Origin of the sequence: Pseudonocardia adelaidensis (assembly GCF_039543345.1) — a bacterium.
Lineage (GTDB): Bacteria > Actinomycetota > Actinomycetes > Mycobacteriales > Pseudonocardiaceae > Pseudonocardia > Pseudonocardia adelaidensis.
Window position 1 is genome coordinate 37,594 of sequence record NZ_BAABJO010000035.1, and the last position, 16,025, is coordinate 53,618.

Here is a 16,025-nt window from a genome sequence, read left to right on the forward strand (position 1 = left end):
AGCGCGATACCATGAAGCCATGGCGATGACACTGCGACTCACCGATGAGGAGACCGAGGCCCTGCGCGCCCAGGCGGAGGTCGAATCGCGTTCGATGCAGGAGGTGGCCCGAGCCGCGCTGCGGGAGTACGTCGCTCGCCGGGGCAACGCGCGGCTCGTGGACGAGGAGCTGCAGTACGTCGTCACCACCTACCAGGAGGCGCTTCGCCGTCTCGGCGATTCGTGATCCGCTACCTCTCGCTCGACGATCTCCTGCGCATCGTCGATGCGGCGGTCGAGGGTGACGCGATCGTGCGTGACATCGGGCTCCTCGAGTCGGCGCTCGGCCGGCCGCGGGCCACGGTCTTCGGAAGCGACGCCTACCCGCGCCTGCACCTGAAGGCCGCTGCGTTGCTGCACTCGCTCGCGCGTAACCACGCACTCGTCGACGGCAACAGGCGGCTGGCCTGGGCGGCGACCGCCGTGTTCCTCGGCATCAACGGACATCGGGTCGTCACCGGCCAGGACGACGTGGTCGACCTGGTCCTGGCCGTCGCCGCAGGCACCCTCGACGACCTGGAGAAGATCGCGGCGCAGCTCGCGGCCTGGTCGCCGGCACGCTGATCGGGTGCGGCCCCGACGCCGCCACCCGTCCCGCGTGGAGCGGGACGGGTGGTGACGGGGGCTACCGCCGAGGTTGATCTCACCCGGCGGCGGCCGGGGCGAGACCGGTCCCGGCCGGGTTCCTCCGGCGCGTGGTGAGGACGACGAGCAGCGAGGTCGCCGTGAGCGCCACGCCGAACCAGGTGACGCTCCGGACGCCGAGGTTGTCGACGAGCAACCCGCCGATGAGCGCCGCGATCGCGATCGACGTGTTGTACGCGAGCGTGTTCAGCGACATGGCGGCCTCGAAGGTGTCGGGCGCCGCGGCCTGCGTCATGTTGAGCTGGCACAGCTGCACCACGCCGAAGGAGATCCCCCAGAGGGCCAGCAGGACGATCGCGCCGACCTGCCCGGCACCGATGACGAGCAGCACCAGCAACGACCCCACGAGCCCGGCGCCGCCGACGAGGAAGCCGGCCCTCGGGTTCCTGGCCACCGTGAACCCGGCCACCCAGTTCCCGATCGCGCCTCCGGCGCCGAAGACCATCAGGGCCGCGGTGATGAAGGCGGGCGTCGCGGACGCGCCGCTCTCCAGGACGGGGCGCACGAACGTGTACGCGCCGAAGTGGCCGAGCACGAACAGCACGACGACGACCAGCACCAGGCGCAGTCGCGTGTTGGCCAGCGGCAGCCGGAAGACGTCCCGCACCGGGACCGCGCTTCCCGACGGCAGGGACGGGACCGCGGCGGCGACCGCGATGAGCACCAGCACGCCGAGGCCGGCCCAGATGAGGAAGGTCGTCCGCCAGCTGGTGAGGCTCTCCAGGACCGTTCCCAGGGGTATGCCCACGACCGTGGCGATCGAGATGCCCGACATGACGACCGCGGCCGCGCGGCCCGCGTGGCGTTCCGGGACGATGCGCATCGCCATGCTCACGCCGATGGCCCAGAACACGCCGCTGGCGAACCCCATGACGAGCCGCGTGGCCAGGACCAGCGGGTAGTTCGGGGATACGGCGGTGACCACGTTCCCCAGCGTCAGCACCACCAGCAGCGTGCACAGCAGCGCGCGGCGGTCCACGCGCCTGGTCCAGGCCACGAGGAACGGCACACCCAGCCCGGCCGAGATGCCGTACAGGGTGACCATCAGCCCGGCCGCCCCCAGCGTCGTGCCCAGGCTCGAGCTCAGCGGGGTGAGCAGTCCGACGGGCATCAGTTCCGTGGTGAGGAAGACGAACAGGCTGGCGGTGATCGCCGAGACCCCCGACCACGGGTGCTTCTCGAGTGTTTCCATCGTGTCCTCTGATCGTTTCGCATGTTCGGGTCCCGGGATCCCGTCGCCATTCCACGTGCCGACGATCGATGAGTCCAACACATGCTCGTCATGCCATCGATCTCGTTGGAAGATGGACCGGTGGAGTTCCAGCAGCTGCGCTACGTCATCGCCGTCGCGGAGACCGGCAGCTTCACCCGCGCCGCGCAGCGGTGCCTGGTCGTCCAGTCCGCGCTCAGCCACCAGATCGCGCGCCTGGAGCGGGAGGTCGGGGCGCGGCTCTTCGAGCGGACCAGCCGCCGCGTCCGGCTGACACCGGCGGGTGCGGCGTTCCTCCCCGCGGCCCGGCAGTGCCTGGACGCCGCGGAGCGCGCGGCCGCCGAGGTCGCCGCTGCGGTCGGCGAGGTGCGCGGGCGGCTCGCCGTGGGTGTGATCTCCACCGTCGCCGCGGTCGATGTCCCGGGCGCGCTGCGGGAGTTCCGCGGGCGCTACCCGCAGGTGCGTATCGGTCTGCTCCAGAGCAGGAGCGAGGAGCTCGTCGAGCAGGTCTCGCAGGGATCGATCGATGTGGCCTTCCTCGGGCTCCCGACGTCGGCGCGCCCCCGCGGGGTCGAGTCCCGGGAGCTCGCCCACGACCGCCACGTCGCCGTGATCGCGCCCGGCCACCCGCTCGCCGGGGAACCGGCGGTCGACCTGCGCAGGCTCTCCTCCGAGGTGTTCGTGGACCTGCCGGCCGGAACCGCCGGGCGCCTCGAGTCCGACGAGGCCTTCGCGGCCGCCGGTCTCACCCGGGAGGTCGCCTTCGAGGTGACCACCGCGGACCTGATCGCCCGACTGGTCGAGCAGGGCCTCGGCGTCGCCATGCTCCCGTCCGCCTACGCGCCGCAGCTGACCGGCGTCACCACGGTCGAGGTCGTCGACGCCCCGGCCCGGGTCGAGCACGTCATCTGGAGCAGGGACGGCCGCACCCCGGCGACGACCGCCTTCCTCGACGTCCTCGGCATCCCGGCCGAGACCGGGCCGGGGCAGGGCGGGTCGATGCGACATCGCGCACGGGACGGGGGAACCGGGCGTCCGCCGGGTTAGGCTCGGCCGGCTGCGCGGGAACCCGGTGCGAACCCGGGGCGGTCCCGCCACTGTCACCCGCGAGCCCGCCACCTGCGGGCCCGCAGGAAGCCAGACCTCGCGCAGCGCCCACCACCGACCCCGTCCGGGCGTGGACACCCGGGGAGGAGCACCGTGAACGCGCGCGCTGCCGTGCATCCGATCGAGCAGGAGTCCTACGCGATCCTGCGCACCAGGCTCGACACCTCCGACCTGCCCCCGCTCACCCGCGCGGTCGTCGAGCGCGTGGTGCACACGAGCGCCGACACGACGTGGGCAGGGGACCTGGTCGCCGCGGAGGACGCCCTGCGCGCGGGCCGCGAGGCGTTGCTCGCCGGGGCGCCGCTGGTCACCGACGTCCGGATGGTGGCCGCCGGGGTCACCGCGCGGCCCGCGGTGGTCGCGCTCGACCTCGCCCGGGACGCGGAGCCCGGGCTGACCCGGTCCGCGGCGGGCGTCCGCGCCGCCGTCGCGCGGCACCCGGACGGGGCGGTGTGGGCGATCGGGAACGCGCCGACGGCGCTGGCCGAGCTCGTGCGCTGCGCGGCGGCCGGCCTGGTGCGCACGGCACTCGTGGTCGGCCTGCCGGTCGGGTTCGTGGGGGCGGTGGCGGCGAAGGGCGCGCTGCGGGCGTCCGGGCTGCCGGCCGTCAGCAACCGCAGCGAGCGGGGCGGGGCCGCCGTGGCTGCCGCCGCCGTCAACGCGCTCCTCTACGCCGGGGAGGCCCGGTGAGAGCGCCGCTGCTCCTCGTCGGCCACGGCACGGTCGACGCCACCGGGGTCGAGGAGTTCGTCGCGTTCACCGGCCGGATGCGCGGGCTGCTCGCCACGGACGGCGGGGTGGACGTGGCGGGCGGGTTCATCGAGCTGTCGGCGCCCACCGTCCACGAGGCCTGGACGGAGCTGGCCGAGCGCGGGGGCACGACGATGGCGGCCGTGCCGATGGTGCTGGTCGCTGCGGGCCACGCGAAGGGCGACATCCCGGCGGCCCTGCAGCGGGAGGTCGTGCGCGACCCGGCCACCGCGTACGTCTTCGGCCGCCCGCTCGGGCCGCACCCGCTCCTGCAGCAGGTCGTGGCCGCGCGGGTCGCCGAGGTCGCCCCGGCCGAGGACACGGCCGTCCTGCTCGTCGGCCGCGGTTCCACCGACCCCGACGCCAACGCGGAGGTCTGCAAGGTCGCGCGGCTGCTGCAGGAGGGGCGCGGGTACGAGTTCGTCGAGCCCGCCTTCGTGTCGCTGACCGGCCCGGACGTGCCGGGCGGGCTCGCCCGCTGCCGGGCGCTAGGGGCGCGGCGGGTCGTGGTGGCTCCCTACTTCCTCTTCGACGGGGTGCTGCCGCGCCGGGTGGGCGAGCAGGCCCGCGCGTTCGCCGCGCAGCACCCGGACGTCGACGTGCGCGTGGCCCGGCACATCGGCGACTGCCCCGAGCTCGCGGAGCTGGTGCTGGAGCGCTACCACGAGGCGCTGCACGGCGACATCAGGATGAACTGCGACACCTGCGCCTACCGCGTGCTGCTCCCCGGTTTCGAGGACAAGCTCGGCGCCGCGCAGACGCCGCACCACCACCCGGACGACCCCTCCCACGGGCACGGTCACGGGCACGGACACGTCGTCGCGGGATGATGGCGCACGTGGACCCCTATCTCGTCGGGCTCGACCTGACCGGCCGCCGCGTCGTCGTGGTGGGCGGGGGCGGCGTCGCGCAACGCCGCCTGGGCGGCCTGCTCGCCGCGGGGGCCGATGTCGAGGTCGTCGCGCCGGAGGTCACGCCGGCCGTCGAGGCGATGGCCTCCGCGGGCGAGGTGCGCTGGACCGCACGCGGCTACCGCGCCGGTGACCTGGACAGCGCCTGGTACGCCATCGCGTGCACCGACGACCCGGCGGTGAACGCGCAGGTGGGCGCGGAGGCGCAGGAGCGGCGGGTGTTCTGCGTGCGGGCCGACGACGCCCCGCGGGGCAGCGCGGTCACCCCGGCGGTCGGGCGCCACGGTGCGCTCACCGTCGGTGTGCTCGCCGGGCGCAACCCGCGCCGCTCGGCGGCGGTGCGCACCGCGCTGGTCGAGGCCCTGCACGCCGGGGTCGTCGACGACGCGGCGGAGCCGGTGCGGCCGGGCGTCGCGCTCGTCGGCGGTGGGCCGGGCGACCCGGAGCTGATCACGGTGCGCGGGCGGCGGCTGCTGTCGCGCGCCGACGTGGTGGTCACCGACCGGCTCGGCCCCCGCGACCTGCTCGACACGCTCGCCCCGCACGTCGAGGTCGTCGACGCGTCCAAGATCCCGTACGGGCGCGCGATGAACCAGGCCCGGATCAACGAGCTGCTCGTCGAGCACGCCCGCGCGGGCAAGTTCGTGGTGCGGCTCAAGGGCGGGGACCCCTACGTCTTCGGCCGCGGCTTCGAGGAGGCCCTCGCCTGCGCCGAGGCGGGGGTGGCCGTCACCGTGGTGCCCGGTGTGACGAGCGCGTTCGCCGCCCCGGCCGTCGCCGACGTACCGGTGAGCCACCGCGGCGTCGCGCACGAGATCGTGGTGGTGTCCGGGCACGTCGCGCCGGACGACCCGCGCAGCCTCGTCGACTGGCCCGCGCTCGCGCGGCTGCGCGGCACGGTCGTGCTGCTCATGGCCGTGGAGCGGATCGGTGCGTTCGCCACGGCCCTGATCGACGGCGGCCGCCCCGCCGACACGCCCGTCGCCGTGGTGCAGGACGGCACGATGCGCATCCAGCGCTCGCTGCGCGCCACCCTCGCCACCGTGGCGGACGAGGTGCGCGCGCAGGGGATCAACCCGCCCGCCGTGGTCGTGGTGGGGCCGGTGGCCGGCCTGGCCGAGTGGGAGGTGACCACGCGTGGTACCTGATCCCCTGTGGCCGACCCTGCAGACTCGCTGCTCGACCTGACCGTCCGCGACCTGCTCGACTCGGTCGCCGCCCGCACGCCGGCGCCCGGGGGAGGCGGGGTCGCCGCGCTGGTCACCGCGATGGCCGCCGGCCTCACCGCGATGGCCGCCCGGTTCGGCGATGGCGCGGTGGCCGAGCGCGCCGACGAGCTGCGCGCCGTCGCGGCGCCCCTGGCCGACGCCGACGCCGCCGCGTACGGGGGCTTCCTGGCGGCCGTGCGCCGTCCCCGCGACGACCCCGGCCGCGCGGAGGCCGTCGCGCGGGCCCGGGCCGACACGATCGCCGTTCCCGTGGTGATCGCCGACGTGGCGGGCGAGGTCGCCGGGCTCGCGGCCGATCTCGTGCTGAACGGCAACCCGCACCTGCGCGGTGACGCGGCCGCGGCCGTGCACCTCGCGGCGGCGGCGGCGGCGACGGCGGCCGAGCTGCTCGCCGCCAACGCCAAGGGTGAGCAGGGAATCGCCGAGCGCGACCGCGCCCGCGAGATCGCCGCGACGGCCCGGGGCCTCGCCGACCAGGTAGACCGCGACTGACCGTTCGACCCGAGCCGGCCCGACGGCCGGCACACGGAGGGCTTGACGCCGCCGAAGTCGAACTGGGCGCTGCCGATCGAGACCCCGCCGTTCGTCGGGATCCCGCTCGTCACCGACATCGTCTTCACCTACGGCGGCATCGCCACCGACGCGGGCGCCCGTGGTCGACGGCTCGGGGAACGCGCTGCCCGGGCTCTACGCCGCGGGGAGTGCACACCCGCGTTCGGTGGACGGGCCCGATGCGCTCGTGCACCGGTTCGCCCGCCTGCTCCTGCAGGACCACCGCCCGGCCATCGGGACGATGCTCACCGGGACCTGGACCGCCGACCGCATCGCCGACGCGTTCGAGAACCGGCTCGGCGACGAGCTCGAACCCATCGGCTTCGGCGGCCACCTCGTCCGGCCAGGGGGCTGATCCCCCGACCCGGCGGGGTCGCCATCCTCACGGCGCGTTGACCGCCGGACCCACCGTGTGTTCCAGTTCTCCGCGACGGCAGTGCAGGAAGCCGGTGCGAGTCCGGCGCGGTCCCGCCACTGTCACCGGGGAGCACCCCGGGAGCCAGACACTCGCTGCCGTCACGACTCCGCCGAGCAGAGGGCGCGGACCCTCGGGAGGAACGCCGATGACGCAGCCCGTGCTGCTGCTCTCCACCGCCGACACCGAGCTGCTGGCCGCCCGGGGGTCCGGGGCCCTCTACCGGACGGCGAACCCGGCGCGTATCGAACCGGAAGGGCTGCCGGCCCTGCTCGACGGGGTCGCCGTCGTCGTGCTGCGGCTGCTGGGTGGTCGCCGCGCGTGGCCGGAGGGGGTGGACGCGCTGGTGGCGTCCGGGCTGCCGGTCGTGCTGCTGGGCGGGGAGGCCGCGCCGGACGCGGAGCTGATGGCCGCCTCCACCGTGCCGGCCGGCGTCGCGTCCGAGGCACTGGCCTACCTCGCAGCGGGCGGCACCGCGAACCTGCGGGAGCTGCACCGGTTCCTGTCCGACACCGTGCTGCTCACCGGCGAGGGGTTCGACCCGCCCGCCGCGATGCCCGATTTCGGCGTGCACGGCGCCCGCGTGCAGGACCCGGCGAAGCCGACCGTCGGCGTCGTCTTCTACCGGGCCCACGAGCTCTCGGGGAACAGCGCGTTCGTCGACGAGCTGTGCGACGCGATCGAGGCCCGGGGCGCGAACGCGCTGCCCGTGTACTGCGGCTCGCTGCGCGGGGCGCAGCCGGAGCTGATGGATCTGCTGGGCGAGGCCGACGCGCTGGTCGCCACCGTGCTGGCGGCGGGCGGCACGATCGCGGCCGGTGCGAGCGCGGGCGGCGAGGAGGACTCGTGGGACGCGGGCGCGCTCGCGACCCTCGACGTCCCCGTCCTGCAAGGCCTGTGCCTCACGACCTCGCGGGCCACCTGGGCGGAGTCCGATGCCGCGCTCTCCCCGATGGACGCGGCGATGCAGGTGGCGATCCCCGAGTTCGACGGCCGCCTGATCACGGTGCCGTTCTCGTTCAAGGAGACCGAACCGGGCGACGACATCCCGGTCTACCGCGCCGACCCCGAGCGCGCCGCCCGGCTGGCCGGCCTCGCCGTGCGGCACGCCCGGCTGCACGCCACGCCGGTGGCCTCCCGGAAGCTGGCCGTGGTGCTGTCGAGCTACCCGACCAAGCACTCCCGGGTGGGCAACGCCGTCGGGCTGGACACGCCCGCGTCGGCCGTCGTGCTGCTGAGGGCGCTGCGGGACGCGGGCTACGCGGTCGGCGACTTCCCGGAGGACTCCGACCAGCTGATCCACTCGCTCATCGCCGCGGGCGGGCACGACGTCGAGTGGCTCACGGAGGAGCAGCTGGCGGCCGCCCCGGCCCGGGTCGCGCTCGCCGCCTACCGCCGCTGGTTCGACGCCCGGCCGGCCGCTCTCACCGACGGCATGCGGGAGCACTGGGGCGAGCCGCCGGGATCGCTGTACGTGGACGGGGACGAGATCGTGCTGGCGGCGCTGCAGTTCGGCAACGTCGTGCTGATGATCCAGCCGCCGCGCGGGTTCGGCGAGAACCCGGTGGCGATCTACCACGATCCGGACCTGCCACCCTCGCACCACTACCTCGCCGCCTACCGCTGGCTGGACGAGGAGTTCGGCGCCGACGCGGTGATCCACCTCGGCAAGCACGGCACCCTCGAGTGGCTGCCCGGCAAGGGCCTCGGCCTGGCCGCCGAGGACGGCCCGGACGCGGTGCTCGGCGAGCTGCCGCTGGTCTACCCGTTTATCGTCAACGACCCCGGCGAGGGCACACAGGCCAAGCGCCGCGGCCACGCCGTCGTGGTCGACCACCTGGTGCCGCCGATGGCCCGCGCCGACACCTACGGCGAGATGGCCAAGCTCGAGCAGCTGCTCGACGAGTACGCCACCGTGCAGGCGATGGACCCGGCGAAGCTGCCCGCACTGCGCACGCAGATCTGGGAGGTCGTCACCGCGGCGCAGCTGCACCACGACCTGCACGTCGACGCCGCACCCGGCGAGGACTCCTTCGACGACTTCGTCCTCCACATCGACGGCTACCTCTGCGAGGTCAAGGACGTCCAGATCCGCGACGGCCTGCACGTCCTCGGCGGCCCGCCCGAGGGCGAGGCCCAGGTGAACCTGGTGCTGTCGATCCTGCGGGCGAGCCAGGTGTGGGGCGGCAAGGCGGCGCTCCCGGGCCTCCGCGCCGCACTGGCGACGTGGGCGGGCCTGGACGAGCAGGCCCTGTTGGCGGCCCCCGGGGAACGTCAGCAAAGCCACTTTCCTGACGCTGGGCGTCAGCAGAGCCACTTTGCTGACACCCCGGAGGGGGCACGCCTCCTCGCCGTCGCCCCCGGCCCCGCCGTCACCGGGGCCGATCTCGTCGACGTCCTCGAGGGCGTCGCCCGGGCCCTCGTCACCCGCCTGCAGGAGCGCGGATGGGCCGAGCCCGCCGCGGTCTGCGCCGAACTGCTGGGGGAGGAGATCCCCTCCGTCGTGGCGGTCCTCGGCTTCGGCTGCCGCGAGGTCGTGCCGCGGCTGGAGCGCACCACCGACGAGATCGCCGCCGTCCTGCACGCCCTCGACGGCGGGTACGTCCCGGCCGGGCCGTCCGGCTCGCCGACACGCGGACTGGTCAACGTGCTGCCGACCGGGCGGAACTTCTACTCCGTCGACCCCAAGGCGATCCCGTCGCGCAGCGCGTGGGAGGTCGGGTCGGCCCTCGCGGAGTCGCTCGTCGCGCGCCACCTCGCCGACACGGGGTCGTACCCGAGCAGCGTCGGGCTCACCGTCTGGGGCACGAGCGCGATGCGCACCCAGGGCGACGACCTCGCCGAGATCCTCGCGCTGATCGGCTGCCGCCCGGTGTGGGACGACGCGTCGCGGCGCGTCACCGGCGTCGAGATCGTGCCGCTCGACGAGCTGGGCCGGCCCCGCATCGACGTGACCGTCCGGATCTCCGGGTTCTTCCGCGACGCGTTCCCGCACGTCATCGGCCTGCTCGACGACGCGATCCGGGCCGTCGCCGAGCTGGACGAGCCCGCGGACCGCAACTTCCTCCGAGCCCACGTGGAGGAGGACACCGCGGAGCACGGCGACCGCCGCCGTGCCACGTCGCGGATCTTCGGCTCCAAGCCCGGCGCGTACGGGGCGGGCCTGCTCCCGCTGATCGACGCCCGCAACTGGCGAAGCGACGCCGACCTCGCCGAGGTCTACGCCGTCTGGGGCGGCTACGCCTACGGCCGTGGCCTCGACGGGCGCGAGGCGCGTGCCGACATGGAGCAGTCGTTCCGGCGGATCGCGGTCGCCGCGAAGAACCAGGACACCCGCGAGCACGACATCGTCGACTCCGACGACTACTTCCAGTACCACGGCGGCATGGTCGCGATGGTCCGTGCGCTCACCGGCCGCTCGCCCGCGGCGTACGTGGGCGACTCCGCGGTGCCGCAGGCGGTCCGGACGCGCACGCTCGCCGAGGAGACCAAGCGCGTCTTCCGCGCCCGCGTCGTGAACCCGAAGTGGATCGCGGCGATGCAGCGCCACGGGTACAAGGGGGCCTTCGAGCTGGCCGCCACCGTCGACTACCTGTTCGGCTACGACGCCACGGCCGGTGTCGTCGACGACTGGATGTACGGGCAGCTCGCCGAGAGCTACGTGTTCGACGAGACCAACCGGGCGTTCATGCAGCAGTCCAACCCGTGGGCGCTGCGCGGGATCACCGAGCGGCTCCTGGAGGCGGCCGACCGCGGCATGTGGGCCAAGCCCGACGACGCCGTGCTCGACCGGCTCCGCCAGACCTACCTCGACCTCGAGGGCGACCTGGAGGGTTCGGAATGAACACACTCGTCGGAGTGGGCGTCGGGCCGGGCGACCCGGAGCTCGTCACGGTCAAGGCGGCGAACCTGCTGGCCAAGGCCGACGTCGTCTTCGTGCCGGTCGCCGACTCGGGCGAGACCGGGCGCGCCGAGCAGACCGTCCTCTACTACGCCGAGGCGTGGCGGGTGGAGCGCGTGGTCTTCGCGCTGCACGACCGGGAGCACACCGAGCGTCGCGAGCGGGCGTGGGACGCCGCGGCGGCGCAGGTCGCCGCCTGGTTCGCCGCGCGTCCCGACGGCACCGCCGTGTTCGCGACGATCGGCGATCCCTGCGTCTACTCGACGTTCAGCTACCTGGCCGCGTCCGTCCGGGCGGTGCTGGGCGAGCTGGACGTGCAGCTCGTTCCCGGGATCACGGCCATGCAGGACCTCGCCGCCCGATCCGGGACGCCTCTCGTGGAGGGCCGGGAGCCGCTCGCCCTGTTCCCCATGACGGCCGGCCCGCAGCGGTTCCGTGAGGCGCTCGAACGCGGCGACGCCGTGGCCGCGTACAAGTTCGGCCGGATGCTGCCCGAGACGCTCGCCGCGCTCCGCGCGACCGGGCGGCTCGACGAGGCCGTGTACGGCGCGGGTCTCGGCCTGCCCGAGGAGGACATCCGTCCCGCCGCCGACCTGGACCCGGCCCAGCAGGGCCCCTACCTCGCCACGCTGATCGTCCCGCCGAAGCGCACCGGTCGCGGCCATGGCCTGCGCTGACCCACGACCGTTCTACGAGGTCGTGCACTCCCGCCGGGACATCCGGTCCGGGTTCCGTCCCGACCCCGTCGACGACGCCCTGCTCACCCGGGTCCTGGAGGCCGCCCACGCGGCGCCGTCGGTCGGGTTCTCGCAGCCGTGGGACTTCCTCGTGCTGCGCGACCGCGCGGTCCGCGAGCGGGTGCACGCGCACGTCACCGCGGCCCGCGCGGCCTACGCCGGATCGCTGCCTGCCGCACGGGCGGCCGCGTTCCGCGACGTGAAGGTCGAGGCGATCCTCGAGACACCGCTGAACATCGCCGTGACGTGCGACGCCACGCGCGGCGGCCGGCACGTCCTCGGCCGCTACACCCAGCCGCGGACGGCGCCGTACTCGGTGGTGGGCGCCGTGCAGAACCTCTGGCTGGCCGCCCGGGCGGAGGGCCTCGGCGTCGGCTGGGTCAGCTTCGGCGCCGAGCGGGCGCTCGCCGCGCTGCTGGGCCTGCCGCCCCACCTGGAGCTGGTCGCCTACCTCTGCGTCGGCCACGTCGACGAGTTCCCGGACGAGCCGGAGCTGGCCACCGCGGGCTGGGCGCGCCGTCGCCCGCTGCGCTGGGCCGTCCACCACGACACCTACGGACGCCGCGGCCTGCCCGGGGAGGAACCGATGGACCTGCTCGCCGAGACCGTCGCCGCGATCACGCCCCCGGATGCCGCCGCGCGCGCCGCCGCCGTCGAGCGCCTCGACCGCATGACGAAGCCGCGCGGCGCGCTCGGCAGGGTCGAGGACGTCGCCGTGACGCTCGCCGGGATCACCGGGACCTGCCCGCCGCCGGTGCCCGAGCCCGCGGCGGTGGCCGTGTTCGCCGGCGACCACGGCGTGCACGCGCAGGGCGTGACGCCGTGGCCGCAGGAGGTCACGGCGCAGATGGTGGCGAACTTCCTCGCCGGGGGAGCGGTCGTGAACGCCTTCGCCCGGCGGCTCGGCGCCGAGGTCTGCGTGGTGGACGTCGGCGTGGCCGCGCCGCTGGACCCGGCGCCGGGCCTGCTCCCGCGCCGCATCGCCGACAGCACCGCCGACCTCGCCGCCGGCCCCGCGCTCACGCGCGAGCAGGCCCGTGCCGCGGTCGAGGTGGGGATCGAGACGGCGCGGGACCTCGTCGCCGCCGGGAACCGCTGCCTCGTCACCGGCGACATGGGCATCGCCAACACCACCGCCGCCGCGGCCCTGATCAGCGCTTTCACCGGCGCCGACGCCGGCGAGGTCACCGGCCGCGGCACCGGTATCGACGACGAGACGCTCGCCCGCAAGACGTCCGTGGTGGCGACGGCGCTGGCCCGGCACCGGCCGGACCGCGCCGACCCGCTCGGCGTGCTCGCCGCGGTCGGCGGGCTGGAGCACGCGGCGCTGGCCGGGTTCCTGCTCGCCGGCGCGGCCCTGCGCGTGCCGGTGCTGCTCGACGGTGTGAACGCAGGCGCCGCCGCCCTCGCCGCGGCCGCCCTCGCCCCGGACGCGCGGGCGTACTGGGTGGCCGGGCACCGCTCCGCCGAGCCGGGGCACACCCGCGCCCTCGCGCACCTGCACCTCGACCCGCTGCTCGACCTCGGCATGCGCCTCGGCGAGGGCACCGGCGCACTGCTGGCCCTCCCGCTCCTGCAGAGCGCCGCCCAGGCCCTCCAGGACGTCGCCACCTTCGACGCCGCGGGCGTCACCGACAAGTCCGGCTGACGCCGCGGCCGCCGGAGCCGCGGAGGCCGGGCTGACAGGGTCGGCCAGGCCTGCCCAGGCGGGCACCACCGGAGGCCGGTCTCGCGGAACTCGATCGAATCGCCGATCGGGGGAGATGGTCGCCGCGGGTCAGGAGCGGGGGACGACGGTGGGCGCTGCCGGCGGTGGCGTCACCGCGGCGCGGCGCCACACGGCGGGCCACGACACGCGCACGAGCTGCACCGCCAGGGCCGCCACCACGGCGACGTGGAACCCGAGCACCATCCGCTGGAGGACGCCGCCCACGTCGACGGGGCCGTAGATGCCCGGCACGACGTCGTCCAGCCGGCTGCAGACGTAGGCCGCGGCCAGCACGGCGGCGGCGATCGAGAGCGTGCGGACCGTGGAGACGACGGGCGCCCACTCCGGCTTCTCGGCGAGCCGGACCCCGGCCGCGACGCCGGCGAACGACAGCAGCGCGAGGATGCCGGCACCCGCGAACTGGTGCACCCAGCCGGCGAAGGTCAGGATCCGCGGACCGTCGTCGGCCGGGAAGACCGCGGCGAGCACGAGGCAGAGCGCCCACACCGCGAGCAGCACGGTGGGCCGGCCCGCCATCCGGACGCCCGACCTGGCCAGCCCGGCCAGCACGGCGAGGGTCCCGACGGCGAGCGCCACCGCGGCGGAGAAGAACAGCTGCTCGCCGCCCTCGACGAAGGCGTAGTAGCTGAGCGGCACCGAGACCGGGTTGACCTCGTGGAAGTGGGTGAACCCGAGGTAGATCATGATGACGGTCGAGCGGGCCAGTGCGAGGATCGCGATCACCGCGAAGACCAGCGGCGCCACACCCCACCGGCCCGATCGCTGCACGCCCTCCATGATCGCCCCCCGTCGCCCTGCCCGCGATCAAGGAACGCGGCGAGCCGGGTGATCTGTTCCCGGGAGGTCAGCGCGCGAGGCCCACCGGTTCCGGGGCGGTGGTCTCCAGCGCCTCGACGAGGTGCTCCACGGTGATCGAGCCGCGGTAGATCTCGCCGTTGACGAACAGCGTTGGCGTGCCGCGCACGCCGCTGCGGACGCCGGAGTTGAAGTCGGCCTCGACCCGGTCCTCGACGAAGCGGGTGGCCGGCCACAGGACCTTCTCCGGCGGGACGCCGATCTCCTCCGCGTAGCGGCGCAGGTCCTCCTGCCGCAGCCGCGGTTCGTCGCCCGAGTAGAGCTTGGCGTGCATGGGCCAGAACTGCCCCTTGAGCGCCGCGCCCTCCGCGGCGACGGCCGCCGACAGGGCGTACGGGTGCAGCTCGGCCAGCGGGAAGTGCCGGAACACGAAGACGAGCCGGTCGCCGAGGCGCTGGCGGACCTCCTCGATGATCGGGTAGGCGCGCCGGCAGTACGGGCACTCGAAATCGCCGTACTCGACGAGGGTGAGCTCCGCGCCGAGCACGCCCAGGAGGTGGTCGTAGCTGCCGATCCGGGGCTGGAGAGGAATGGTGGCCTCCCTGACATGCTGATCGGGGTGGCGGCCGCCGATGGCAGGATCGCGCCGTGACGGTGACAACTCTAGCCGAGCGCGGCGACCTCAGTCGGGCCGCGCGCGACTTCCTGCGCACCGAATCCGGTTCGGCCGTGCTGCTCCTCACGGCCGCCGTGCTGGCGCTGGCCTGGGCGAACCTCGGTTGGGGCTACGAGGAGTTCTGGCACACCCCGGTCGCGTTGACCTTCGGGGACGTGGCGCTCGCGCTCGACCTCCGGCACTGGGTGAACGACGGCCTCATGGTGATGTTCTTCTTCAGCGTCGGGCTGGAGATATCCCGGGAGATGGTGCTCGGCGAGCTGCGCGGGATCCGGGCCCTGGCCGCCCCCGCGATCGCCGCGATCGGTGGGCTCACCGTGCCCGCGCTGCTGTTCCTGCTGTTCAACGCGGGGGGCCCGGCATCGGGGGCGTGGGGTATCGCGATCTCCACCGACACCGCCGTGGTGATCGGCGTGCTGGCGCTCGTCGGCCCGCGCTGCCCCGACCAGCTGCGCGTGTTCCTGCTCGCGCTCGCGATCGTCGACGACATCGGCGCCGTCGCCGCGATCGCGATTTTCTACACCGAGGAGGTGCAGGTCACCTCGCTCGTGCTGTCGGTCGTGCTGTTCCTGGCCCTGCTCGGGCTGCGGTTCGCTCCGTTCTGGCGCACCCCGATCTACGTGCTCATCGGCGTGTTCATGTGGCTCACGGTGCTGGACTCCGGGGTGCACCCCAGTGTGGTCGGGGTGGCCATGGGCCTGCTCGTCAACGCCTACGCCCCGCGCCCGCGGGACGTGATGCGCGCCCAGGTGCTGGGCAGCAGCTTCCTGCTCGACCCCAGCCCGGAGCGGGCGATGGCAGCACAGGCGGCGGTCACGGAGGCGGTGTCGCCCAACGAGCGGCTGCAGCTGCGCATCCAGCCGTGGAGCAGCTACGTGATCGTGCCGGTCTTCGTGCTCGCGAACGCCGGTGTCGTGCTCACGGGAGAGACCCTCGCGGCGGCCTTCGCCTCGCCGCTCACGTGGGGCATCATCGTCGGGCTCACGGTCGGGAAGCTGGTCGGCGTCACGGCCGGCACCTGGGTGGCGCTGCGCACCGGCCTCGGCCGCGTGCCCGACACCCTCCGCTGGGGCCAGCTGTTCGGCGGCGCCGGGCTCGCCGGCATCGGGTTCACCGTGGCGCTGTTCGTCACCGAGCTCGCCCTGACCGACGAGGCGCTCGTGACCGACGCGAAGATCGGCATCCTCACGGGCTCGTTGCTCGCGGGCCTGATCGGCTGGCTGATCTTCCGCCTGGCAGGCGAACGAGGAGGCCAATGCGCACCGAGCGGCCTCCCAGTGCTGCCACCCCGCCCCTGGCGCCCGCCCGCGTGAGCACCACGGAGCCACA

The 16,025-nt window shown here is 74.6% G+C and carries 15 protein-coding genes and 2 riboswitches; of the genes, 12 read left to right on the forward strand and 3 right to left on the reverse strand.

Translation table 11 applies throughout. The features are described 5' to 3' along the window. Positions 1-19: 19 nt before the first annotated feature. Both ABEA81_RS33970 and ABEA81_RS33975 read left to right on the forward strand, forming a co-directional pair. Positions 20-226, forward strand: a complete 207-nt coding sequence (locus tag ABEA81_RS33970; protein WP_345610895.1) for a hypothetical protein — start codon at positions 20-22, stop codon at positions 224-226. After that, positions 223-603, forward strand: coding sequence for a type II toxin-antitoxin system death-on-curing family toxin (locus ABEA81_RS33975; RefSeq protein ID WP_345610896.1), 381 nt, complete (start codon positions 223-225; stop codon positions 601-603). The genes ABEA81_RS33970 and ABEA81_RS33975 overlap by 4 nt, the downstream gene beginning before the upstream one ends. 79 nt (positions 604-682) lie before the next feature. Here ABEA81_RS33975 and ABEA81_RS33980 read toward each other — a convergent pair whose 3' ends face one another. Then, entirely contained in the window at positions 683-1,876 is a 1,194-nt protein-coding gene (locus tag ABEA81_RS33980) for an MFS transporter (RefSeq protein ID WP_345610898.1), read from the reverse strand. A 120-nt stretch (positions 1,877-1,996) separates the two neighbouring features. Between ABEA81_RS33980 and ABEA81_RS33985 the strand changes: the two genes are divergently transcribed. The 9 genes from ABEA81_RS33985 to cobT all read left to right on the forward strand — a co-directional run bounded on the left by ABEA81_RS33985 (position 1,997) and on the right by cobT (position 13,144). Next, positions 1,997-2,941: a LysR family transcriptional regulator gene (locus ABEA81_RS33985; protein WP_345610899.1), complete on the forward strand. Its 945-nt coding sequence runs from the start codon at positions 1,997-1,999 to the stop codon at positions 2,939-2,941. A 16-nt stretch (positions 2,942-2,957) separates the two neighbouring features. Further along, a riboswitch (cobalamin riboswitch) is annotated at positions 2,958-3,014 on the forward strand. 80 nt (positions 3,015-3,094) lie between these two features. Beyond that, positions 3,095-3,691: a precorrin-8X methylmutase gene (locus tag ABEA81_RS33990; protein WP_345610901.1), complete on the forward strand. Its 597-nt coding sequence runs from the start codon at positions 3,095-3,097 to the stop codon at positions 3,689-3,691. Further along, on the forward strand, positions 3,688-4,581 hold the full coding sequence (locus ABEA81_RS33995; RefSeq protein WP_345610903.1) for a sirohydrochlorin chelatase: 894 nt from the start codon (positions 3,688-3,690) through the stop codon (positions 4,579-4,581). Before ABEA81_RS33990 ends, ABEA81_RS33995 begins: the two co-directional genes overlap by 4 nt. Beyond that, positions 4,581-5,810, forward strand: coding sequence for a uroporphyrinogen-III C-methyltransferase (gene cobA, locus ABEA81_RS34000; protein ID WP_345610983.1), 1,230 nt, complete (start codon positions 4,581-4,583; stop codon positions 5,808-5,810). The genes ABEA81_RS33995 and cobA overlap by 1 nt, the downstream gene beginning before the upstream one ends. 6 nt (positions 5,811-5,816) lie before the next feature. Further along, positions 5,817-6,383 (forward strand): cyclodeaminase/cyclohydrolase family protein, encoded by a 567-nt coding sequence (locus ABEA81_RS34005; protein ID WP_345610904.1) that lies wholly within the window; start codon positions 5,817-5,819, stop codon positions 6,381-6,383. Positions 6,384-6,543: 160 nt separating this feature from the next. Beyond that, positions 6,544-6,798, forward strand: a complete 255-nt coding sequence (locus ABEA81_RS34010; RefSeq protein ID WP_345610905.1) for a hypothetical protein — start codon at positions 6,544-6,546, stop codon at positions 6,796-6,798. 59 nt (positions 6,799-6,857) lie between these two features. Continuing rightward, positions 6,858-6,972: riboswitch (cobalamin riboswitch) on the forward strand. Between the two features lie 34 nt (positions 6,973-7,006). Next, positions 7,007-10,702 (forward strand): cobaltochelatase subunit CobN, encoded by a 3,696-nt coding sequence (cobN, locus tag ABEA81_RS34015; protein WP_345610907.1) that lies wholly within the window; start codon positions 7,007-7,009, stop codon positions 10,700-10,702. Next, positions 10,699-11,436: a precorrin-2 C(20)-methyltransferase gene (gene cobI / locus ABEA81_RS34020; protein WP_345610908.1), complete on the forward strand. Its 738-nt coding sequence runs from the start codon at positions 10,699-10,701 to the stop codon at positions 11,434-11,436. Before cobN ends, cobI begins: the two co-directional genes overlap by 4 nt. Next, the gene (cobT, locus tag ABEA81_RS34025) at positions 11,423-13,144 is read left to right on the forward strand and encodes a nicotinate-nucleotide--dimethylbenzimidazole phosphoribosyltransferase (RefSeq protein ID WP_345610909.1); all 1,722 of its coding nucleotides are present in this window, start codon (positions 11,423-11,425) and stop codon (positions 13,142-13,144) included. Before cobI ends, cobT begins: the two co-directional genes overlap by 14 nt. Positions 13,145-13,273: 129 nt before the next feature. Here the strand turns inward: cobT and ABEA81_RS34030 are convergent, their stop codons facing one another. Together ABEA81_RS34030 and ABEA81_RS34035 are read right to left on the reverse strand one after the other, a co-directional pair. Next, complete coding sequence (locus tag ABEA81_RS34030; RefSeq protein ID WP_345610911.1) at positions 13,274-13,993, reverse strand: DUF998 domain-containing protein; 720 nt, start codon at positions 13,991-13,993, stop codon at positions 13,274-13,276. A gap of 76 nt (positions 13,994-14,069) precedes the next feature. Next, complete coding sequence (locus tag ABEA81_RS34035) at positions 14,070-14,681, reverse strand: DsbA family protein (protein ID WP_345610913.1); 612 nt, start codon at positions 14,679-14,681, stop codon at positions 14,070-14,072. Here ABEA81_RS34035 and nhaA point away from each other — a divergent pair. Next, a complete protein-coding gene (nhaA, locus tag ABEA81_RS34040) occupies positions 14,669-16,009 on the forward strand; it encodes a Na+/H+ antiporter NhaA (protein WP_345610914.1) in 1,341 nt (446 codons plus the stop codon). The genes ABEA81_RS34035 and nhaA overlap by 13 nt on opposite strands. Positions 16,010-16,025 lie beyond the last annotated feature (16 nt).